This is a genomic window from Alistipes sp. dk3624, assembly GCF_009557455.1.
Taxonomy (GTDB): Bacteria; Bacteroidota; Bacteroidia; order Bacteroidales; family Rikenellaceae; genus Alistipes_A; species Alistipes_A hominis.
Window position 1 is genome coordinate 2601890 of sequence record NZ_CP045651.1, and the last position, 20977, is coordinate 2622866.

The following is a 20977-nucleotide window of genomic DNA, read 5'->3' on the forward strand; positions in this document are numbered from 1 at the left end:
GGTTTGATTAAGTTATTTAGTGTTCAGAATATATGCGTTTTTTCCGGAACCCTGATCCGCGATCTTTATAAAATTTCCTTCGCGGACGGTCTGTCCTGCAGGCTTCCCGTTGACGGTCACGTCGTAATTTTTGGTGCCGGCGGGCAGCGGCAGGTAGACATCGGCTTTCACGTTGGCCGGTACGACGGTCGTCAGCGTGAAACGGTCGGGCGTGTTTTCGAACGCCGTTTCCACGTCGCCCCGTATCGTGGGTATCCGCAGCGAGGCTTTTTCGAGTCCGGCCGGCTGCGGGCGGATTTCGATGCGCGAAAAACCCGGTTCGGTCGGTACGACGCCCATCAGCCTGCGCGGGATGATGTTGGCCGGGGCCGCGCCCCAAGCGTGGTTCCAGTCCTGATTCGGTTTGTATTTGTCGTCCCAGGCTTCCAGCGAAATGGTCGAGCCGACGCGGATCATGTTGTACCAACTGCGTTCGGCGTCCGACGTGAGCAGTTGCAGCGCATAATCGGCTTCGCCCGCTTCGTACAGCCCGTCCATCAAGAATTGCGAACCGTAGACGCTGCAGGCCATGCCCCGCGTCTTGACGAAATCCGCAACGGACTGCGCCCGTTTTACGTCGGCGAGTCCGAAGCAGAGCGGGAACATGTTGGCGTGCAGCGAGCAGTGGTCGGTGCCGATGCCGTCGCGGTAAGCGCCGGTTTTTTTATTGAACAGTTGTTTGTTGAAATTGTCCGCCAGACGGCCGGCCGCCCGGGCGTATGCGGCGGAATCTTCCGACTCTCCGGCGGCTCCTGCCATGCGGGCCATCAGTTCCAGCGCGCAGTAGTGGTAAGCGTTGACCACCGTGTTGACGTCGCGGAATACGAAACCGTCGGTTTCGCCCCCTTCCGCCTTGCCGAGTCCCAGGATCCCCGTGTGCGGCCAGTCGACGATATTTTTCAGCGTTTGTCCCCGCAGGTTGATCGACGCGTACAGTTCGGGCGTCAGTTTCTCCGGCGTGAGGCTGACGAATCCGTCCGTGCCGGACAGTGCGGTCAGCGTCTTGTTTTTCAGCGTCTCGTAATGCGTTTTTACGGCCCGCAGGTCGCCGGTGTACAGGTAGTCGTACCAGGCGATCAGCACCGATTGCAGGATCCATTCGGTCGGCCAAGTGGCGTTCCCGAGCAGGTATTCGTGGCTACGCCGCGCCATCGTGTATTCGCGGTCGACGCAGTAGTGCGACAGTTGGTTGATCAGCGCGTCGGCTTCGTAAGGGATGCGTTCGCGGTCGCCGTCCACATATAATCCGGCGAAAGAGGTCGCTTTGATCGAGTATTTGCACAGTTCCCATACCTGGTTCAGCGTCGTGTCGGAACTGGCGAATTCCGCCGCGAGATCGTCGAACGGGTAGTTTACGACCTGCCGGCTGATGATACCCGTGCCGTTGCCGATCGCATCGCCTTCGATCTCGCAGTAGCGGAACGGATAGACTTCCCCGATATAGTCCGGCATCCGAACGGCCTGAGGGCCGGTGTTGCGCGCGTCCGCCGGTATTTTTACGGTGTAAGTGCGTATGCCCGGCAGCAGTGCGAGGCGCTGGCTCAGGAAACGGCGGGAGCCTCCCGGAGCCGGGTCGATGCGTCCGTCTTTCAGGCATTCGCCGAGGCGGACGGTCACCGTGTCGCCGCCGGCGTGCGAGCAAAGCGTCAGCCGGAGCTGTCCGAACGCGTCGTAACCGAAGTCGGCGAAAACGAGCCGATCGGAGAGTTTTTGGGTCGTTTTCGGTAAGCCGTTGTCCGTTTTTTCGAGCGGGTAGGCCGGCGTGGCGTATTCGGTCAGCGAATCTGCCGTGCGGAACGCCTTGACGGCCGACCACGGCTGCGGATTGCCGTTGTTGAAAGTCATCACTTTCCAGTAGTAGATTTTGCCGGGCTCCAGTGCCTTGCCGGCATACGGGACGGCTACGCTGCGGTCTCCCGGAATTACGCCGCTGTCCCACAGGTCGGCCGAGTCGGTTGCGAGCGTTCCGGGCGACGAAGCCAGCAGGATGCGGCAAGCGGTCTGCATTACGTCGCTGCGCGAATCGTTGACCTGCCAGCCGAACGACGGCCGCCGGCTGCCGATCGTAACGAACCGGGCCGGTTCGACGATCTTGTCCGCCTGTTCCAGCGTCACTTGCGACGGATAACCGCCGATCCAGACTCGGTCGGTATGTTCCGCGAGGTCGGTCGTTAGCCGCGAAGGGGCTTCTCCCCGCAACGACAGGCACAACAATACGCCGACACACAGCGCCGGGACCGGCAACAGGATCTTTTTCATGATACGAAGTCTGGATGAAACGCCACAATTCACAATGTACAAAATAAACAATCATTTGCCAATATTGCAAATCCGGACGGGAAAAGTGTCCGGAAAAACGTTTCGGACAAGGCGTGCGGGTGTCGCGGATACGGAAATTTTGGTATCTTTACCCCTCGGAATATCCGATCATGAAATTCATGCGGTTCATTTTTTAAGGTATTCGATGATGAAAAATTTGTTTTGCGTAAAAGACCGGGTCGTGGCGATTACCGGGGCTACCGGGGTGTTGGGACGCTCGATGGTGCTCCATTTCGCCGAACAGGGCGCCCGGGTCGTGCTGATGGGCCGCAAGGCCGAAACCGGGCTTGCCCTTCAGCGGGAAGCCGCGGCGGCCGGCGGGGACGCGTTGTTCGTGGCGGCCGACGTGCTGAATAAGGAGGACATCGAACGGGCGTATTCGGAAATCATGGAACGTTACGGCCGGATCGACGTGCTGATCAACGGGGCCGGCGGCAATATGCCCGGGGCCACGATCGCGCCGGATAAGACGATCTTCGACCTGGATATGAAGGCATTCCGGGACGTGGTCGATCTGAACCTGTTCGGGACGGTGCTGCCGACGATGGCGTTCGCCCGCGCGATGGTTGCGGCCCGCGGCGGTTCGATCATCAACATCGCGTCCGAATCGGCGATCCGCCCGCTGAGCCGGGTAGCCGGGTACGGAGTGGCTAAGGCGGCGGTAGTCAACTTTACGAAGTACCTGTGCGGCGAACTGGCGCTGAAGTACGGCGACGGCTTCCGGGTGAATGCGATCGCTCCGGGCTTTTTCCTGACCGAACAGAACCGTGCGCTGCTGACCAATCCGGACGGCAGCTTGACGCCGCGTTCCGAGGCGATCCTCGGCCATACGCCGTTCCGCCGCTTCGGCGAACCCGAAGAGTTGCTCGGTACGCTGCAGTGGCTCGCCAGCGATGCCTCGCGTTTCGTCTCGGGCACGGTCACGGTTATCGACGGCGGTTTCGACGCTTTTTCGATTTAGAACGGAAATCGTATTTTTGCGATAGGGAATCCATAAAACGGATAAAGAATATGTATTTGTGTAAACAGGCATGGCGCTGGTACGGGCCGGACGATCCGGTCGGCCTTTGGGATATCCGGCAGGCCGGGGCTACGGACGTGGTAACGGCGTTGCATCATATTCCCAACGGGGAGACATGGAGCGTCGATGAGATCCGCAAACGACAGCGGACGGTTGCCGATGCCGGGTTGGTATGGAGCGTCGTCGAGAGTGTTCCGGTCCATGAGCGGATCAAAACCCGCACCGGGGAATTTCAGCGGTATATCGAAAATTACAAGCAGAGCCTGCGCAACCTGGCCGCCTGCGGTATTCGTACCGTTACCTATAATTTTATGCCGGTGCTGGACTGGACGCGCACCGACCTGGCCTATACGCTGCCGGACGGCTCGAAAGCGCTTCGTTTCGAACGGGCGGCGTTCGTGGCGTTCGACCTGTTTATTCTGCAGCGTCCGGGGGCGGAGGCGGAATATACGTCGCAGGAGCGCGCGAAGGCGAAAGCACGCTTCGACCGGATGGATGCGGTCGAACGCGAGCGGCTGACCCGGAACATGATCGCCGGATTGCCCGGCGCCGAGGAAAGTTTTACGATCGAACAATTCCGCGGGGCGCTCGGCCAGTACAAGGGGATCGACGCCGCCCGGCTGCGCGAACACCTGGTCGCTTTTCTGCGCGAGATCGCTCCGGTGGCCGATGAAGCGGGCGTCGAACTGGTGATCCATCCGGACGATCCGCCTTATCCTATTCTCGGCTTGCCGCGTATTCTGAGCACGGCGGACGATTTTCGTGCATTGATTGCGGCCGTTCCGAACCGTTCGAACGGACTTTGCCTTTGTACCGGATCGTTCGGCGTTCGCAGCGACAACGAACTGGCCGCCATGATGGAAGAGTTCGGCGATCGCGTCGGGTTCGTCCATCTGCGCAGTACCTGCCGCGACGACGAAGGTAATTTTTACGAGGCGAACCATCTCGAAGGCGACGTGGATATGTACGGCGTGATGAAGGCGTTGTTGGCGTTGCAGCAACGTCGCGGCGTATCGATTCCGGTGCGTCCCGATCACGGGCATCAGATGTGCGACGACCTGCGCAAGAAGACCAATCCGGGCTATTCTTGCATCGGCCGCCTGCGCGGCCTGGCCGAACTAAGAGGGCTCGAAATGGGAATCGCGCGCAGCCTGTACGGGAAGTAAGTTCAGAGTAAGGTTCTGGGAAACGGCGGCGCGTTACGTGCCGGGTTTTCCAAAAAATAGCATGGATGATGAAACGATTTTTTTTACTGTTGTTATCGGTCGTCATTGCGGTGACGGCGGTAGCGGAAAAAACGGCCAAACGCCTGAAGCCGTTGAAAGGCCGGATCGTCGTGCTGACGTTCGACGATGCGACGGCGGGCCAGCGGGAAGTGGTCGCTCCGTTGCTGCATAAATACGGATTCGGCGCGACGTTCTACGTTTGCGAATTTCCGGGTTTCGAGGACAAAACCAAGTATATGAGCTGGGATCAAATCCGGGAGTTGGACGAAATGGGCTTCGAGATCGGGAACCACAGCCGCAGTCACGGGCAGATGAGTCAAATGACCCGTAAGCAGATCGGTTCGGAAACGGCCTACATCGAAGAGAAATGCGCGTTGTACGGCATTCCGCGCCCGGTGACTTACGCTTATCCCGGTTACGACAACAGTCCGGAGGGGATCGCCGTCCTGAAAGAGCGAGGCTATAAGCTGGCCCGTCACGGCGGGGATAAGCCTTATGTGAAAGGAGTGTCGGATAAAATGCTGATGCCGAGTTACGGCGTGGTCGACGCGCGGTTCGAGACGCCCGAATTTTTCGAAAAAGCGCTGGACGAGGCCCGCGACGGGCAGGTCGTGATTTTCTGCCTGCACGGGGTGCCCGACCTCGCGCACGATTTCGTCAGCACTTCGCCCGAGAATTTCGAAAAATTATTGAGCATGTTGAAGGAGCGCAAATGTAAAGTGATTTCGATGCGCGACTTGCTGAAATACGACCTGTAACATGACAGTCAGAGGTCGAGGCTCAACTGCCGGTACAGTTCGTGCTGCACCGGGTGGGTCGGGTTTCCGACCGACAGGCCGAGCAGCCGTACCGGATGTCCTTCGATGCCGGCATCGCGCAGCAGCGCAGTCGCCAGCGGGAAAATTTCGGCCGATGCGAACAGCTCGTATCCCGGGCTCAGGCTGCGGGTTTGCAGCCGGAAATCGGCGAATTTGATTTTCAACGTCAGCGTATTGCCGCGAAATCCGGCCCGGTCGAGACGCCCGTTCAGTTTGGCGGCGAGTTTATACAGTTCGTCCGTCATCGCGTCGAACGAGGTCAGGTCGTACGGGAAGGTGGTTTCGCATCCGACCGATTTGCGGACGCGGCTCGCTTCCACCGGTCGCAGGTCGATGCCGTGGGCGAATTCGTAATAAAGGCGTCCTGCTTTTCCGAACCGTTCGGTCAGAAAATCCGGCGGGCACTCTCGCAGCGCAGCGCCGTCGTGGATTCCCATTTCGTGCATCTTGCGTGCCGTGACGCGGCCGATCCCCCAGAACGCTTCGATCGGCAGGCGCGCGATGAAAGCGGCGGCGCGGTCGGGATGGATCGTGCAGAGTCCGTCCGGTTTCCGGTAGTCCGAAGCGATCTTGGCGAGAAATTTATTGTAGGATACTCCGGCCGATGCGACCAGTCCCAGTTCGTCGCGGATTTGTCGTTTGACGGCCCGGGCGACGTCCACCGCCAGCGGGATTCCCTTTTTGTTCCGGGTAACGTCCAGAAAAGCTTCGTCGAATGCGATCGGCTCGACCAGGTCGGTGTATTCGCGGAAAATCCGGTGAATCTGCCGCGATACTTCGCGGTAGACTTCCAGCCGTCCGGGAATGAAAATCAATTCGGGACACAGCCTTCGGGCCGTAACGGACGGCATGGCCGAACGGATGCCGTAGCGCCGCGCCTCGTAGCTGGCCGCGGCGACCACGCCGCGGCCTTCGGGACGGCCGACCGCCAACGGACGGCCCCGGTATTCGGGGTGGTCGCGCTGTTCGACCGACGCGTAGAATGCATCCATGTCGATGTGTATGATCTTCCGCTGCTCCATTCAGCGGTAAAAATAGGAAATATATGATTCATTATTCCGCCCGTCCCGGCAGTTGGGTGAAATAGTCGTCGTGCATGTAATCGTTGTGTTTGGAGCAAACCAGCAGATTCTCTGCGCGGAAGTCCGGCGATAATGTGAACATATACGAGCCGATAAAGTTTTTCAGGTCGAGACACAGTTCCAACTCCGGGATATTGAACAAACGGAACCCGCCGAGGTCGTATCTCCGAACGAATTCGGCGACCTCGCCGTCGTCGTGGAATTCGGTGACCAGAATTATATTTGTCGTACCCAACCGGTTTTCGTTTCTTTTCAGGCTTCGGACGAGTTGTGATATGCAGCGTTCGCAGGAAGGGAATTGTATGCGCACGAACAGTTTCGACGAGTCGGCCGAATAGGGGGCCAGCAACGCCCGCGCGCTGTCCGAAATGAAAAACGGGCGGCCTGCATACCGGACGCTCAACAGCGTACTCTCCCTGATGTCCCATTTTTCCATCGCACAGACCGAGGTGTCTGCGCCGGCGATCATCCGTTGTTTTGCGGCCGATCCGGTCCGGATCAATGCATAAAGCAAAAAGGCATTTAGCAATATCATGCCTACGATGAATGCGTTCTTCATGGCGTGTTCGGCATTTAGTAAGAAAACCGGTAAAGTTGCGTATGCTCGATGTCCGGCATATCGAGCAAGCCGTATATTTTTTTACCGGTTTCGTCTACGCAAAACTGCGTGATCGAGCGTGGGCAGTCGTAAGCGGCGGTCAGGCGGCCGTCCCAGTCGAAAGCGAGGATCGTCGGCGTGGCGGTTCTGTTTTTGATTTCGCCGTAAGGATTCGTGTAGCGCAGCACGAAAAAGCGATCGGGCGTGCCGAATAACCCGAGCGCATAGTTTACGGCGGACGATTCCGGCCAATTCCCCTGCGTGTTCAAAATGGGTAATTGCGGTTCAGAGAAGCAAATGCTTTTCACAAGACGACCTTCCTGGGAGAATAGTTGGATCATGTCCAGGTATTTATAGGCTCTCGCCATGATCCCTTTCCCCGGGTTAGCGCATAGGAAACCGTAGCATATCCCGTAAGGATTAGCCTTTACGGGCATTGCGAACCCCAGGTCGTATTCCCCCCACAAGGTTTGATCGTTTTTCGTGTCGTAAATTGCAACGGGGCCCAGGGGAGCGTCTGCTAAAATTCCTGCGTATAACGTATCGTTCAGGCGGTTGATATCTTTGTTGTATCGTAAGGCTTTGTAGGTATGTTCTCCTTGGATATTGAGAACAGCCGTGTCGCGCAGTAAAGATCGCACGTGGATCTCTTTCGTAAAGACCAGATGCGCATCGTAGATCCTGAGAACGGAATCTTCGGCGGAACCTGTCGAACGGTCGCGTTGCGGCATCTGGAATTCGTTCGGGCCTTTTCCTTTCGTTCCGAATGAGCATATCGGTTTCAGCGACCCCGTTTCGAAAAGGCTGAAGAATTTCCGTCCGCAATAATTGACGAGGACGATCGCCGAATCGTATAAAGCCATGTCGTAGGCGCAATTGTTTTCGATTCGTACGGAATCTTCGACCCGTAGTAGTTCTGGTTTTTCGATCGGCAGAATAACGTGTCGATGCCGGTTATTGCATCCGCATAAAAGAACCATCCCCATTATGCCGATAATCGTTTTGAATGATTTCATGGATGAGGCGTAATGTGACAAAGCGCCTTTGATAAACGCGTTCTTCATGGCGTATCAGTATGAAAAACGAAAGAGTCGGTTGTATTCGATTTCGGATGTCCCGGATATTCCGTATATCTTGCGGTTGGTTTCATCCACACAAAATTGCTGTATGGGCCGCGGGCAATCGTAAGCGGCGGTCAGATTGCCGTCCCAATCGAAAGCGAGGATCGTCGGCGTGGCGGTTCCGTTTTTAATATCGTTGTAAGGATGGGCGTAATGCAGCGTATAGATACGTTCCGGCGTGGCGAACATTTCAAGATGATATAGGTTGTGCTCCGGTTCGAGGCAATTTTTTTGAGGATCGAACGGTGGGCATTCGGGTTTCGACAAACAAATGTTTTTAACCAGGCGGCCGTCGAATCCGAAAAGTTGAATCATGTCAATATTTCGGTACGATCGAACAATGATCTGTTTCTTGGTATTGGCGCACAGGGAACCGTAGGTGATCAAATAAGACAACATTTCGCTGCGTTGAGGCATGGTGAATCCCCAATCGGATTCGCTCCAGACGGTTTTGTCGTTTTTTATATCGAGGATCGCGAACGGTCCTTCGTATTTACTCATCGGGATTCCGGCATATAACGTATCGTTCAACCGGTTGACGTCCTTGTTTGCAAATAATATTTTGGGTAAATTTTCGGAATGAAAGTTATAAACAACCGTGTCCCGGAGCAAAGCGGGGATCTCGAGTTCTTTTTTTGCGAGCAGATTTCCGTCGTATATAAGCAGTGAGGTGTTATCGTTGATACTTTGCAAAGAACGGTCTTGCATAGGGTACTGAAATTCGTTCGGACCTTTACCTTTTGTTCCGAACGAGCAAACTGGTTTTAACGAAGAGGGGTCGAAAATACTGAAAAAATGGTTACTGCAATGATTGAACAGGATGATCGAGGAATCGATCAGGGTCATATCCATCGTACAATTGTTTCCCAACCGTACTGAATCTTCCGTAATTAAAGGTTTGGTCTCCCGGATAACCAAGATCTCATGCGGGGAACGGCATCCCCACAAAATGGACAACACCCCCATTATTATTAAGAATTTCATGTCGAAATACATATTTGAATATAAAAGTACCCTTTGGACAGCAAGGGGTACTTTTGCATGATTTCTAATTGCTCCGGCAAAGTCCGTCTCCATTGGGAATAATGGTTGATATGGAGCAGGTGCCACAGTAAAAAGCAATTACTACCTCACCTTGTGTACCTCCTCCGACGATGCACCCCGTGTAACTTTCTCCTTCTTCCACTGTTGCGGTCAAGGCTTCCGGATTAACACAAAATACCTTTTTCGTGTCTGCATTTTTCATAAAAACGATGCCGCTGAGTATGAAAATACCACCAAATAACAAGATAAACAAAAAATTTCGTTTCGTCATAAGTTTATTGAATTTAAAGTTAATTTATATTCAATATGCAAGGTCTGAATGTGAAATTTTAAATTCAAGTGTGTTATGTGTTTTTTTTGTTATGTTTGTCTGTGTCTTTTCGGTAGAATAGCGTGTTTATTTACCCGATAACTGTTTTTGAGAAGATCGCGATATGCGAGAAATTAAAAAACGGGTCGGATGGATTATGAGGAGTCGTGAGTCGTGGCGTTAGGGACCCTATTTGATCTCCAGTACGGCCGGGCAGTGGTCCGAATGGCGCACGTCGGGCAGCAGCCAGGCGTTTTTCAGCAGCGGGCGCGCCGCTTCGGACGCCATCGCGTAGTCGATCCGCCAGCCTTTGTTGTTCGCCCGCGCGTTGGCGCGGAAACTCCACCAGGTGTACTGATTCGGTTCGTGGTTGAACAGCCGGAACGTGTCGATGAAGCCGCTGTCCAGGAAGCGGCTCATCCATTCGCGTTCTTCGGGCAGGAAACCGCTGCTCGAGGCATTGCGCACCGGGTCGTGGATGTCGATCGGCCGGTGGCAGATGTTGTAGTCGCCGCACAGGATCAACTGCGGCCGCTCTTTTACGAGTTCCGATACGTATCGCTGAAAATCTTCGAGCCACTGCATTTTGAACGCCTGGCGTTCGTCGCCTGAAGTTCCGGATGGGTGATAGACGCTGACGACCGACAGCTCGCCGTAGTCGGCGCGCAGGAAACGCCCTTCCGCATCGTATTTTTCGATACCCATGCCCGCCGCCACGCGGTCGGGTTCCCGGCGGGTCAGGATCGCTACGCCGCTGTACCCTTTTTTGACGGCCGAGAAGAAATAGCAGCGGTATCCCAGCGCTTCCAGTTCGAGGGTCGGGATCTGCTCCGGCTGCGCCTTGGTCTCCTGCAGGCACAGGATGTCGGGCCGTTCGGCGGCGATCCAGTCGGTCAGTCCTTTCGACAGCGCGCTGCGCAGTCCGTTGACGTTGTAGGTGACGATTTTCATGGCTTTATATTTTTTTGTGCTGCCAGTCGGCTTTTTTCAGGTATCGGCAGGCCAGCAACAACATTACGATCGCGTATACGTGCTCCGTCGTCCAGCAGACCGCGACGTCGGCCCGCAGGTAGATCACTACGTAGAGCGTATAGAGGATATAGATCAGCAGCGTCGTCATTTCCAGCGCCAGCGCCGAGCGGGTGTTTCCCGTTCCCGAAACCGTGTTGAACAGGATGATCGCCGGCACGGTCAGCAGGTAAGCCGACAGCATGACCCACAACGAAGACACCGAGCTGTCGATCAGCGGGATGCTGTCGGTGTAAATACGCAGTACGGCGGTCGGAAACAGCGCGAACAGCAGAGCCGCGGGAGCGATCGTCAGGTAGCACATGCCGACGATCCGACGGACGGTAGGCATTACGAGCGTTTGCTGTCCCGCTCCCATCTGGTTGCTCACGAGCGAACTGGCGGTCGAGGCGAAGGCGCTGACCGCCATGAAGATAATCCCGGATATGCTGCGTACGATGTTGCTGACGGCCAGCGGCCGCTCGCCGAGGTGTTCGACCGCGAGAAAGAACAGGAACCACGTGGCGACCGAGACGAAGGATTGCAGCATCGTCCACACCGAGACGTTCAGCATCCGTCCGAGCAGCCGGGGACGGGGACGGGCGAACCGGAACAGCCCGTATTTGCGATGGTCGGTTTTCAGCCACGAGTAGAGGATGAAAAAGAGCGCCGAAGCCAGTTCCGAGGCCGACGATGCGATAGCGGCTCCGGCGATGCCCATGGCCGGAAGTCCGAATTTACCGAAGATCAGCGCGTAATTCAGCGCCACGTTGGTCAGCACCATCGTGACCGAATTGGCCGTGAGTATCTTCGTATTGGTCGTGCCGACGTAGAACGCCCGGAACATAACGGCGACGAACGAGAAGAAAAAGCCGTAAACGCGCCAGTTCGTATAGCTGATCGCCGCGTCGCAGACCGGGCCGGAGTCGATGACCCAGCGCAGCACGACCGGCGTGAACGTCCGCGAGACGACGAACATGACGGCGGCCAGCAGCAACAGGAACAGGATTCCCTGTTGCAGCAGCGGGCCGATATCCGCGTATGCTTTTTCGCCGTTCCGCCGTGCGATCAGAATCTGCGTTCCGATGCTGAACCCGAACCCGATCATGAAAATAGCCATGTAATAGACTCCCGCGAGCGCCGAAGCGCCTAGTTCCACTTCTCCGACGCGGCCCAGGAAAGCGGTGTCGGTCAGTCCGATCAGGTTCTCCATCAGCAGGCTGATCAGGATCGGATAGGTAATGAGCCAAATCTGTTTGTAGGTCGGTTTCATCGGGAAAAGCGATTGTTGTTCGGCAGTCGATTTTTGTGCGAAAAAAAAGCGGATCGCAAAGGTAATGCTTTTTTTGATTTTTTTTGAGGATTGCCGTCGAAAAACGAATCTCGAAAAAAGATTGCCTTTGTTCGCTCCGGCAGATTGTGCCGGAACAGGTAAAACGGCGGATAAACGCAAACGATATGACGCGTTTCGAATCCGGAGCCCGGGAAACGGAAAACGACTTGCGGGCGGAAATTAGGGTTGCGAAAAGGCGCGGAAACGGAGTGCGGAACGGTCCGGGAGGGCGACTCGCTGGGAAAGACGTCGGAACGGAGTACGATCGGCTCGATGGGCAGACGGGTATGGAATTCTTTTTGCGGTCGATCCGTCCGGTTTCCCGGAAATTGGCTAAATTTGCAGCGGGATGGCGCTACGGATATTGTAAATCAGACGATTGATGATCCGTTGAGACCGATTCCGTCGGTGCGGAAGCCGGAATGCCGTTGGGAGCGTTCGATTTTCGCCGGTTTCGTCCTACTTTGTTTTTTAATTTTGGTTTCGAATGTCGAATTTAATCGAAGATAAAAATTTCAGGGGACATGCCGCGATGCTCGGGGCGTGCATTACGTTCGGCCTGCTCGCGCCCGTTTCGAAATCGCTGTTCGGGACGGGACTCGTCAGCGCTTATGCGCTGACGATGATGCGGATGGGCGGAGGAACCGTCGTGTTCTGGATCGCGTCGCTGTTTACGCGCCGCGAGCACGTGCCGCCGCGCGACCTGCTGCTGTTTTTCTTCGCGTCGTTGCTCGGGATCGTGCTGAATCAGGGAACTTATGTGCTCGGCGTGTCCAAGACCTCACCGATCGACGCCAGCGTCGTGACCACTACCACGCCGATCTTCGTGATGATCATTGCCGCGTTGTACCTGCGGGAACCGATCACCGGCAAGAAAATCCTGGGTGTCGTCGTCGGCGCCGCCGGCGCGCTGCTGCTGATCCTTTCGGGCGCGCACCTGGTTTCCGGCCGGACGGGCAGCGGTTCCGTTTCCGGCGACCTGCTGTGTCTTTTCGCCCAATTGTCGTTTGCGACCTATTTCGTGGTATTCAAAAAACTAATTAGCCGCTATTCGCCGGTTACGTTGATGAAATGGATGTTTCTCTATGCGACGGCGTGCTGCCTGCCGTTCGGTTACTCCGACCTGAAGGCGGTCGGCTGGGCGGAACTCGGCTGGGCGGATTACGCCCAGATCGCTTACGTCGTGCTGGGCGCCACGTTCCTGGCCTACCTGCTGATGCCGATCGGCCAGAAGAACCTGCGCCCGACGGTGGCCAGTTCCTACAATTACGTGCAGCCGCTGGTCGCCACGCTGGTCGCCGTTTCGCTGGGAATGGATACGTTCGGATGGCTCAAGGGCGTTGCCGTGCTGCTGGTGTTCGCGGGGGTGTATATCGTGACGATCAGCAAGTCGAGGGCGCAGTTGGAAGCCGAGGCCGGACGCGGTTCCGCTTCCCGTTGATTCGTCCGAAAAGGAGTATTTCGCCCTTGTAAAAGTTCCGAAATAAACTTACCTTTGTTGGAACGGGAATCCCGACGGAACAGGTCTATGAAGGCAAAACGCAACTACATAATCTACGGGCTGATGCTTGCCGCGTTTGCGGCGCTGCTGCTGTGGATCGTGCATTTGGGTCATGCTTACGACGGTCTCGGGCCGGGAGCGGCGCCTTCCGGGGAGGATTCGCCGGTCGGCTTGCTGTACGACACGCTGACGATAAACCTGAAGCACCCGCTGTCGCTGTTGCTGCTGCAGGTCATCGCTATTCTGATCACGGTACGTATCTTTTCTTATCTTTTCAAATACCTCGGGCAGCCGGGGGTGATCGGCGAGATCGTCGCCGGTATCGTGCTCGGACCGTCCGTACTCGGGCACCTGTCGCCCGAGACGTTCGCTTTTCTGTTCGATCCCGATTCGCTCGTTCCGCTCAATATCATCAGCCAGATCGGCTTGGTGCTCTTTATGTTCGTAATCGGGATGGAGCTTGACCTGGGCGTCATCCGCCGCAAAGCCAGCGAAACGCTGGTCATCAGCCACGCCAGCATCATCGTGCCGTTCCTGATGGGAATGGGGCTCGCCTATGTGGTCTATCCTGAGTTCGGGGCGCGGCACGCTTCGTTCGTGCCTTTCGCGCTGTTCGTGGCCATCTCGGTCAGCATTACGGCGTTTCCGGTGCTGGCGCGGATCGTTCAGGAGCGGAATCTGAGCAAGACGCCGATGGGGATGCTGGCGATCGCCAGCGCCGCCAACAACGACGTGACGGCATGGTGCCTGCTGGCGGCGGTGATCGCCGTGGCCCGGGCCGGCAGCGTGACCAGCGCGTTTTTCACCATCGTGCTGACGGCGCTGTATATTTTGTTCATGTTCTACCTGGTCAAGCCTTTCCTGCGCAAGATCGGGGAGTTTTATAACAAACAGGAGACGGTCAGCAAAACGCTGGTCGCCTTTATTTTTCTGGTGCTGATCATTTCGTCCTACATTACCGAAATCCTCGGGATCCATGCGCTGTTCGGCGCTTTCCTGGCCGGGGTGGTGATGCCGGCGAACCTGAGTTTTCGCCGCGTGATGACCGAGAAGATCGAGGATGTCGCATTAGTGCTTTTTCTGCCTCTGTTTTTCGTCTTTACGGGTTTGCGTACGGAGATCGGCCTGCTGAATACGCCTCACCTGTGGGGAATCTGCGCGCTGTTCATCGTCGTGTCGATCGCCGGTAAGATGATCGGCGCCACGTTCTCGGCCCGGTTGGTCGGCGAGTCGTGGAAGGACAGCCTGTCGATCGGCGTGCTGATGAATACGCGCGGACTGATGGAACTGATTGTGCTGAACATCGGTTACGAGATGGGGATCATCCCGTCGTCGCTGTTCGTGATTTTCGTGATCATGGCGCTGTTCACGACCTTTATGGCTACGCCGCTGCTGGCGCTGATCGAAAAGATCGCGGGGTATAAATCGCGCAAGGTGAGGCCGACCCGCAACGGGCATCCGCGTATCCTGATTTCGTTCGCCAATCCCGAAAGCGGGCCGCTGTTCCTGAAATTGGTGCGCCTGCTGTACGGTCGTGTGCTGAAAGACGCTAAGGTGACGGCGATCCACTATACGATAGGCACCGAGACCAACCCGCTCAATGCGAGCGACTATTCGAAAGAGAGTTTCAGCCTGCTCGAGCCCGAGGCCAAACGTCTCGGGTTGCGGGTGGATATGCGTTACCGCGTTACCGACCACTATACCGAAGACCTTTGCGCGCTGGCCGACGACGAACATTACGATTTCGTGCTGACGGGCGTAGGGCCGGCTTTCCTACGCAGTTATCTCGATCCGCCGCGTCGGCTGAACGCCCTGCTGTCGAAGGGCGGCAAATGGTTGTCGCCGGGACTGACGCAGGACAAAATCCGCGTGTTGTTCCAGAATATGCACTCCGCTTTCGGAGTCTTCGTGAACCGCGACATCGACTCCGTTACCGACGCCGGCGTGATCCTGCGCGACGAGCGCGACCGGAGCCTGCTGTCGCTGGTTGGGTCGATGTCCGACCGGCTGCGGGTGGAACTGAGTTCGGTCAACGGCGACTCCCCGTTCCTGGACAAGGATTCCGCAGGCAAATCCGGTCGTTTTACGATAGGCGATCCGCAGGAACCCCTGGCCGCGCGGCTGAAAGGCAAGCAATTGGTATTGATCAGTTATTCCGCTTGGCAGTACATCCTGCGCAACGAACGGGCGCTGTTGCATGCGCTGCCTTCCTTTATCATCGTAAAACCGCAGGAAGGCGACCGTTGACGGCGACCTTCCCGCGGTTTTTGCACGGAACCGGGAAATCCGGCTATTTCAACTCCCTGACCACTTTCAGCGCGGCTTCGTAATCGGGTTCGTGCGTCACTTCCGGCACGTATTCGATGTAGCGGATCAGCCCTTTCTTATCGATCACGACGACTCCGCGCGACAGCAACCGCAGTTCTTTGATGACGAATCCGTACTTCATGCCGAAGTCCAGGTCGCGGTAGTCCGAATAGACGTACACGTTGTCGATGTTCTCGGCGGCACAGAAACGTTTTTGCGCGAACGGCAGGTCGACCGATAGCGACAGGATCGCCACGTCGCCGTCCAGTTTGGTGGCTTCGCGGTTGAAACGGATGTTTTGCAGGGCGCAGACCGAAGTGTCCACCGACGGGAATACGCTGATGACGACCGTTTTGTCTTTGTATTGCGTCAGCGATACGGGCTGCAGGTTCTGATCGATTACTTCGAAAAGCGGAGCCCGGTCTCCGGCGGCGAGGTGTTTGCCCACGAGCGTCATGGGTTTGCCCCCGAACGTGATTTTCCAATTATCCATAATTTTAAAATTTAAAGGTTTGTACTCGGTGAAAAACACCCTCCAAGATACAACTTTAATACCGGAATCGGTACGCCTGTTTTCGATTTTCGACGAATAAGTTTTACCTTCGTGCGAAAGAGTCGTAAGCCGTGTCCGTAAAAATCAATAAAACCAATGCCGCCCGCCTGCTCGACCGGGCGAAGATCGCCTACGAGTTGATCCCTTACCGGGTGGACGAAGAGAATCTGGCCGCCGCGCACGTCGCCGAAGAGCTCGGCGAGCCGGTCGGCCAAGTGTTCAAGACGCTGGTGTTGCGCGGCGATCGCAACGGGATTCTGGTGTGCGTGATTCCCGGCGATGCCGAGGTCGACCTGAAAGCCGCCGCGCAGGCGTCCGGCAACAAACGCGTCGAGATGTTGCACATGAAGGAACTGCTGCCGGTAACGGGATATATCCGCGGCGGATGTTCGCCCGTCGGGATGAAAAAAGGGTTTCCGACGTTTATTCATCGCAGTTGCCTCGATTACGATACGATTTATGTCAGCGCCGGGGTGCGGGGATTGCAGTTGAAGCTGGCTCCCGGCGATCTGATTCGTTTTACGCGGGCCGTGACGGCCGACCTGATCGGATGACGGACGGTTTCGCAGACATACTGATCCGCTGGTATGCGGACAATCACCGCCGATTGCCGTGGCGCGAAACGTCCGATCCGTATCTGATCTGGTTGTCGGAGGTTATCTTACAGCAGACCCGCGTGGCGCAGGGACTGGATTACTTCCGCCGGTTCGTCGCCCGTTTTCCGGACGTGCGCTCGCTGGCCGAAGCTCCGCAGGACGAGGTGCTGAAACTGTGGCAGGGACTCGGCTATTACAGCCGCGCGCGGAGCCTGCATACCGCAGCGAAAGACATCATGGCGCGTTTCGGAGGCCGGTTTCCGGAGGACTACGAGGCGGTGCGTTCGCTGTGCGGGGTGGGGGATTATACCGCTGCCGCGATCTGTTCGTTCGCTTACGAGCTGCCTTATGCGGCGGTCGACGGCAATGTTTATCGGGTGCTTTCCCGCGTGTACGACGTGGATTTGCCGGTGGACGATGCGGCGGGCAAACGCTACTTCGCCGAATTGGCGCAGTCGTTGCTCGATCCGGTACGTCCGGGCCTGCAGAACCAGGCTACGATGGAGTTCGGAGCTCTGCAATGCGTGCCGCAGCGTCCCGATTGCGGGGCGTGTCCGCTGGCCGACCGCTGTCTGGCGCAGGCGCACGGCACGGTTGGCCGGCGTCCGGTGAAACGCGGCAAAGCGGCCGTGCGGCCGCGTTACTTCAATTACTTGTGCATCCGCTGCGACGGGACATTGTTGTTGCGGCAGCGTACCGAGAAGGATATCTGGCGCAACCTGTACGAATTTCCGCTGATCGAGACCGATGCGGAGACCGAGTTCGACGCGTTGCAGCGGACTTCCGCATGGAAAGCGTGGTTCGGCGGCGAACGGCGGATGCGGATCGGGGAACGGACGGCGATGCCGCGGCACGTACTGTCGCACCGGATTATTTACGCTTGCTTTCAGGAGATCGAACTGGAGCGGATTCCGGATTCGCTGTCCGGCTTTCTGAGGGTGCCGGAAGCGGAGCTGGATCGTTATGCCGTTTCGAGGCTGACCGAACGTTACCTGGAGCGGAGGCGTGCGGCCGGCGTGAATGTTAAAGTTGGCAAACTATTTGATAGTTGACAGGTTATATATTGAATATTAATATTTCAGAATTATGAATATACTGTTGCACAAAGCTCCTACGCGGGGTTATTTCGATCACGGATGGCTGAAGACCCACCATACGTTCAGTTTTGCGAGTTATTACAATGCCGCGCGCATCCATTTCGGGGCGTTGCGGGTTTTGAACGACGACGCGGTCGCTCCGGGAATGGGGTTCGACCTGCATCCGCACCGCGAGATGGAGATCGTTTCGATCCCGCTGAGCGGGACGCTCGAACATAAAGACAGCATGGGGAACGTTTCGGCGATCACCACCGGCGAAATCCAGGTGATGAGCGCCGGCACCGGGCTGCACCACAGCGAATACAACCAGAGCCGCGAGCAAAATGTCGAATTTCTTCAGATATGGGTATTCCCCGATCGGGAAGGCGTGAAACCCCGCTACGAAAATGCCGTGATTTCCGACCTGATCCGTCCGAACGAGCTCTGCGTGATCGTCTCGCCTTATCCGGGCGACGGACACGGCGGGCTGTGGATTTACCAGCAGGCTTGGTTCTCGTGGGGAGAGCTCGAAGCGGGTACGCGCGCGGAGTATGCGCTCAAATCGCCCGGCAGTTTCGGGGTTTACGTGTTCGTAATCGACGGGGAAGTCGAGGTGGCCGGACAGTCGCTATCGCCGCGCGACGGGCTCGGCGTCAGCGAAATGGACCGTTTCGAAATTCATGCGAAGGAGAAGGCGCGTGTCTTGTTGATCGAAGTTCCCGAAGCATAATATCAGGAAAGAGTAAAAAGTACGGCCGCGGAAAACGTTCCCGCAGCCGTGCTTTGTTTGTTTTCAGAGAACTCAGAAACCGCCCCGTTTCATGATCCGTTCGGCGTCCCGGACGGTCGTTTTCATCCAACGCAGCAGGATTTCGTCCCGCTCGTCTTCCGGAATCCGCCAGTCGACGGACGACTCCCGGAGCCGCGTCGACAGCGTGTACAGCAGGATCGCCGCCGATGCCGAGACGTTGAGGCTTTCGACGAATCCGCACATCGGGATGCGGATGAATTCGTCGGCACAGCGCATTACTTCGTCGCTGATGCCGGCGTGCTCCGTGCCGAAAAACAGCGCGAACCGTCCGGCGGTCACGTCGAAATTTTCCGGCGTACGGTCGTCGGCATGCGGCGAGGTGGCTACGATACGGTAGCCTTTTGCCCGCAGCGCGGCGATCAGATCGCCGGTGCTTCCCGTTTTGTGGATATCGACCCACTTGTCGGTTCCCCGGACGATGTTGACGTTCGGCGAGAACTTGCACAGCGCTTCGACCGTGTGGATATCCTGTATGCCGAACGCTTCGCAGTTGCGCACCAGCGCGCTGGCGTTCTGCGGATGGAACGTATTCTCCATGCATACGGTCATGTAGCGGGTCCGGCGGGCGAGCGTGGCGCGCAGCACTTCGGCCCGTTCCGGCAGCATGAAACCGGAAATGTATTCGATCTTGCGGGCCAGCAGTCCGTCGTTATTTTCGGTATTTTTGGTCATCGTCCAACAGTTTGAGGTAGCTTTCGTAACGGGAGAGGCCGATCTCTCCGGCGCGCAACGCCTCCCGCACCGCGCAGGCGGGTTCGTGGGTATGCGTGCAGTTGTAGTAGCCGCACCGGGGGGCGTAACGGAACAGATCCGGGAAATAGCGGCATATCTCGTCGTTTTCGATGTCGATCAGTCCGAATCCCTTGATGCCCGGCGTGTCGATCAGGTAGCCGCCTCCGGCGAGCGGGTACATTTCCGAAAAGGTCGTCGTATGTTTTCCTTTGCTGCTGCTGGCCGATACCGCGCCGATGCGGATGTCCAGCGACGGGTCGATCGCCCGGATCAGCGTCGATTTGCCGACGCCCGAATTGCCCGAGAGCAGCGACGTTTTTCCCGGTAACATTTTTTTGAACGCGTCGATGCCGGTCTGCTGCGTCGCCGACAGCTCGATTACTTCGTATCCCGCCGACCGGTAAATTTTCAGAAATTCGGTCTGGGCGTCCTGCAATGCATCGGTCGCGTAGAGGTCGCATTTGTTCAGCAGCAGCGTGACGGGAATGCGGTAGGCTTCCGCCGTGACCAGAAAGCGGTCGATGAACTCGCAGTTGGTGGACGGCAGGAAGAGCGACACGACCAGAAAGGCCTGATCGACGTTCGCGGCGATGATGTGCGACTCTTTCGACAGGTTCGATGCGCGGCGGATGATGTAATTGCGCCGCGGCAGGATTTTCGTGACGACGCCCGTCGCTCCTTCCGGCTGTTCGTATTCGACGCGGTCGCCCACCACGACCGGATTGGTCGTGCGGCTTCCTTTCAGCCTGAGATTCCCGCGGATGCGGCAGGTTACGGTCTGCCCCGACGCGTCGTCGCGCAGCGTGTACCAGCTTCCGGTACTTTTGATTACCAATGCCGAACGTGCGGATTCCATAGGCGTCAGTCGTTATTGCCGGTTATTTTGTTTTTCATCAGGTCGAGGTACGGGAAAAGCAGCGCGGTCGTGCTCCGTACCGGCTTGTAGAGCGCGGCTTCGGTGTAACGGTCGTTTTCGACCCATCGGGTCGTGCTGTTGACGGTTTCGAACGCATATAGCAACAGGCTGAGAATGACGGCCATTTTGAACACGCCCAGCAGAATGCCGCCGATCGCGTCGATCGGGCCGAGTCCGGCGAGTTTGAAAATTCCTTTGATCAGGTGTCCCAACAGCGCCATGACCAACAGTACCGCCAGCAGTATTACGACGAATCCGACGGCTGCGGCGATCGGCGGATCGGTATGCAGCCATTGGCCTACCGCGCTGCTGTGGCGGAATGCGAAATAGACTCCGATGAAGAGTCCCGCGATTCCGCCCAGTTGCACGATGATTCCTTCGCGGAATCCCCTGTATGCGGCGTAGAGCAATGGAATGCCCAGGATGATATCGAATCCGTTCATGCTTGCGTTCTCGTGCGTCCGTGTTCCGTATCCGGCTGCGGGCTGCCCGGCGATCGGCCCGGTTCCCGTATTTCCGGACGGCGCCGGAAGACGGGACGGCCGAATATTTGTACCAAATATAGG

At 57.0% G+C, this 20977-nt stretch carries 20 protein-coding genes; 8 read left to right on the top strand and 12 right to left on the bottom strand.

The window, feature by feature from the left end; all coding sequences use genetic code 11:
- Positions 1-12: 12 nt before the first annotated feature.
- A complete protein-coding gene (locus GFH31_RS11100) occupies positions 13-2298 on the bottom strand; it encodes an alpha-L-rhamnosidase C-terminal domain-containing protein (protein ID WP_118656371.1) in 2286 nt (761 codons plus the stop codon).
- A gap of 208 nt (positions 2299-2506) precedes the next feature.
- Here GFH31_RS11100 and GFH31_RS11105 point away from each other — a divergent pair, with 208 nt between their 5' ends.
- The 3 genes from GFH31_RS11105 (at position 2507) to GFH31_RS11115 (ending at position 5363) form a co-directional block, all read left to right on the top strand.
- Positions 2507-3319 (top strand): SDR family oxidoreductase, encoded by an 813-nt coding sequence (locus GFH31_RS11105; protein ID WP_055203440.1) that lies wholly within the window; start codon positions 2507-2509, stop codon positions 3317-3319.
- 50 nt (positions 3320-3369) lie between these two features.
- Entirely contained in the window at positions 3370-4545 is a 1176-nt protein-coding gene (uxuA, locus tag GFH31_RS11110; protein WP_101571188.1) for a mannonate dehydratase, read from the top strand.
- Positions 4546-4610: 65 nt separating this feature from the next.
- The gene (locus GFH31_RS11115; RefSeq protein ID WP_101571186.1) at positions 4611-5363 is read left to right on the top strand and encodes a polysaccharide deacetylase family protein; all 753 of its coding nucleotides are present in this window, start codon (positions 4611-4613) and stop codon (positions 5361-5363) included.
- 8 nt (positions 5364-5371) lie between these two features.
- Here GFH31_RS11115 and dinB read toward each other — a convergent pair whose 3' ends face one another.
- The 7 genes from dinB to GFH31_RS11150 form a co-directional block, all read right to left on the bottom strand.
- Positions 5372-6445 (bottom strand): DNA polymerase IV, encoded by a 1074-nt coding sequence (gene dinB, locus GFH31_RS11120; protein ID WP_101571184.1) that lies wholly within the window; start codon positions 6443-6445, stop codon positions 5372-5374.
- A 31-nt stretch (positions 6446-6476) separates the two neighbouring features.
- Positions 6477-7064, bottom strand: coding sequence for a hypothetical protein (locus GFH31_RS11125; RefSeq protein ID WP_153497940.1), 588 nt, complete (start codon positions 7062-7064; stop codon positions 6477-6479).
- A 14-nt stretch (positions 7065-7078) separates the two neighbouring features.
- On the bottom strand, positions 7079-7966 hold the full coding sequence (locus tag GFH31_RS11130; protein WP_153497941.1) for a hypothetical protein: 888 nt from the start codon (positions 7964-7966) through the stop codon (positions 7079-7081).
- A gap of 207 nt (positions 7967-8173) precedes the next feature.
- Complete coding sequence (locus GFH31_RS11135; RefSeq protein WP_101571180.1) at positions 8174-9301, bottom strand: BF3164 family lipoprotein; 1128 nt, start codon at positions 9299-9301, stop codon at positions 8174-8176.
- Positions 9273-9539 carry a hypothetical protein gene (locus tag GFH31_RS11140; protein WP_145996499.1) on the bottom strand — a complete coding sequence of 89 codons (267 nt, stop codon included), beginning with the start codon at positions 9537-9539 and terminating at the stop codon, positions 9273-9275. The genes GFH31_RS11135 and GFH31_RS11140 overlap by 29 nt, the downstream gene beginning before the upstream one ends.
- A gap of 228 nt (positions 9540-9767) precedes the next feature.
- Entirely contained in the window at positions 9768-10529 is a 762-nt protein-coding gene (locus GFH31_RS11145) for an exodeoxyribonuclease III (protein WP_101571178.1), read from the bottom strand.
- 4 nt (positions 10530-10533) lie between these two features.
- Positions 10534-11859 carry an MATE family efflux transporter gene (locus tag GFH31_RS11150; RefSeq protein ID WP_153497942.1) on the bottom strand — a complete coding sequence of 442 codons (1326 nt, stop codon included), beginning with the start codon at positions 11857-11859 and terminating at the stop codon, positions 10534-10536.
- 559 nt (positions 11860-12418) lie between these two features.
- On the opposite strand from GFH31_RS11150, the gene GFH31_RS11155 reads away from it, so the two are divergent.
- A complete protein-coding gene (locus tag GFH31_RS11155; RefSeq protein ID WP_153518058.1) occupies positions 12419-13360 on the top strand; it encodes a DMT family transporter in 942 nt (313 codons plus the stop codon).
- 87 nt (positions 13361-13447) lie between these two features.
- The gene (locus GFH31_RS11160; protein WP_101571174.1) at positions 13448-15667 is read left to right on the top strand and encodes a cation:proton antiporter; all 2220 of its coding nucleotides are present in this window, start codon (positions 13448-13450) and stop codon (positions 15665-15667) included.
- A 43-nt stretch (positions 15668-15710) separates the two neighbouring features.
- Here GFH31_RS11160 and tpx read toward each other — a convergent pair whose 3' ends face one another.
- A complete protein-coding gene (gene tpx / locus GFH31_RS11165; protein WP_055201787.1) occupies positions 15711-16220 on the bottom strand; it encodes a thiol peroxidase in 510 nt (169 codons plus the stop codon).
- A 131-nt stretch (positions 16221-16351) separates the two neighbouring features.
- Between tpx and ybaK the strand changes: the two genes are divergently transcribed.
- From ybaK to GFH31_RS11180, 3 genes are read left to right on the top strand one after another with little or no spacing between them, the layout of a single operon-like run.
- Entirely contained in the window at positions 16352-16834 is a 483-nt protein-coding gene (ybaK, locus tag GFH31_RS11170) for a Cys-tRNA(Pro) deacylase (protein ID WP_055201785.1), read from the top strand.
- Positions 16831-17928 (top strand): A/G-specific adenine glycosylase, encoded by a 1098-nt coding sequence (gene mutY, locus GFH31_RS11175; protein ID WP_055201783.1) that lies wholly within the window; start codon positions 16831-16833, stop codon positions 17926-17928. Before ybaK ends, mutY begins: the two co-directional genes overlap by 4 nt.
- Positions 17929-17962: 34 nt before the next feature.
- The gene (locus tag GFH31_RS11180) at positions 17963-18682 is read left to right on the top strand and encodes a pirin family protein (protein WP_055201781.1); all 720 of its coding nucleotides are present in this window, start codon (positions 17963-17965) and stop codon (positions 18680-18682) included.
- A 72-nt stretch (positions 18683-18754) separates the two neighbouring features.
- Here GFH31_RS11180 and GFH31_RS11185 read toward each other — a convergent pair whose 3' ends face one another.
- The 3 genes from GFH31_RS11185 to GFH31_RS11195 are packed head-to-tail and all read right to left on the bottom strand — an operon-like array spanning position 18755 to position 20854.
- Positions 18755-19435, bottom strand: a complete 681-nt coding sequence (locus GFH31_RS11185; RefSeq protein ID WP_101571169.1) for a TrmH family RNA methyltransferase — start codon at positions 19433-19435, stop codon at positions 18755-18757.
- Positions 19413-20351, bottom strand: coding sequence for a ribosome small subunit-dependent GTPase A (gene rsgA, locus GFH31_RS11190; RefSeq protein WP_101571167.1), 939 nt, complete (start codon positions 20349-20351; stop codon positions 19413-19415). The genes GFH31_RS11185 and rsgA overlap by 23 nt, the downstream gene beginning before the upstream one ends.
- Before the next feature lie 5 nt (positions 20352-20356).
- Positions 20357-20854: a CvpA family protein gene (locus GFH31_RS11195; RefSeq protein WP_101571165.1), complete on the bottom strand. Its 498-nt coding sequence runs from the start codon at positions 20852-20854 to the stop codon at positions 20357-20359.
- Positions 20855-20977: the final 123 nt, after the last annotated feature.

What these genes read in the sequence shown, in the direction of transcription:
- GFH31_RS11100 (WP_118656371.1), bottom strand. Translation starts at nt 2,298, where the DNA reads ATGAAAAAGATCCTGTTGCCGGTCCCGGCGCTGTGTGTCGGCGTATTG.
- GFH31_RS11105 (WP_055203440.1), top strand. Translation starts at nt 2,507, where the DNA reads ATGAAAAATTTGTTTTGCGTAAAAGACCGGGTCGTGGCGATTACCGGG.
- uxuA (WP_101571188.1), top strand. Translation starts at nt 3,370, where the DNA reads ATGTATTTGTGTAAACAGGCATGGCGCTGGTACGGGCCGGACGATCCG.
- GFH31_RS11115 (WP_101571186.1), top strand. Translation starts at nt 4,611, where the DNA reads ATGATGAAACGATTTTTTTTACTGTTGTTATCGGTCGTCATTGCGGTG.
- dinB (WP_101571184.1), bottom strand. Translation starts at nt 6,445, where the DNA reads ATGGAGCAGCGGAAGATCATACACATCGACATGGATGCATTCTACGCG.
- GFH31_RS11125 (WP_153497940.1), bottom strand. Translation starts at nt 7,064, where the DNA reads ATGAAGAACGCATTCATCGTAGGCATGATATTGCTAAATGCCTTTTTG.
- GFH31_RS11130 (WP_153497941.1), bottom strand. Translation starts at nt 7,966, where the DNA reads ATGGCTTTATACGATTCGGCGATCGTCCTCGTCAATTATTGCGGACGG.
- GFH31_RS11135 (WP_101571180.1), bottom strand. Translation starts at nt 9,301, where the DNA reads ATGGAGACGGACTTTGCCGGAGCAATTAGAAATCATGCAAAAGTACCC.
- GFH31_RS11140 (WP_145996499.1), bottom strand. Translation starts at nt 9,539, where the DNA reads ATGACGAAACGAAATTTTTTGTTTATCTTGTTATTTGGTGGTATTTTC.
- GFH31_RS11145 (WP_101571178.1), bottom strand. Translation starts at nt 10,529, where the DNA reads ATGAAAATCGTCACCTACAACGTCAACGGACTGCGCAGCGCGCTGTCG.
- GFH31_RS11150 (WP_153497942.1), bottom strand. Translation starts at nt 11,859, where the DNA reads ATGAAACCGACCTACAAACAGATTTGGCTCATTACCTATCCGATCCTG.
- GFH31_RS11160 (WP_101571174.1), top strand. Translation starts at nt 13,448, where the DNA reads ATGAAGGCAAAACGCAACTACATAATCTACGGGCTGATGCTTGCCGCG.
- tpx (WP_055201787.1), bottom strand. Translation starts at nt 16,220, where the DNA reads ATGGATAATTGGAAAATCACGTTCGGGGGCAAACCCATGACGCTCGTG.
- mutY (WP_055201783.1), top strand. Translation starts at nt 16,831, where the DNA reads ATGACGGACGGTTTCGCAGACATACTGATCCGCTGGTATGCGGACAAT.
- GFH31_RS11180 (WP_055201781.1), top strand. Translation starts at nt 17,963, where the DNA reads ATGAATATACTGTTGCACAAAGCTCCTACGCGGGGTTATTTCGATCAC.
- GFH31_RS11185 (WP_101571169.1), bottom strand. Translation starts at nt 19,435, where the DNA reads ATGACCAAAAATACCGAAAATAACGACGGACTGCTGGCCCGCAAGATC.
- rsgA (WP_101571167.1), bottom strand. Translation starts at nt 20,351, where the DNA reads ATGGAATCCGCACGTTCGGCATTGGTAATCAAAAGTACCGGAAGCTGG.
- GFH31_RS11195 (WP_101571165.1), bottom strand. Translation starts at nt 20,854, where the DNA reads ATGAACGGATTCGATATCATCCTGGGCATTCCATTGCTCTACGCCGCA.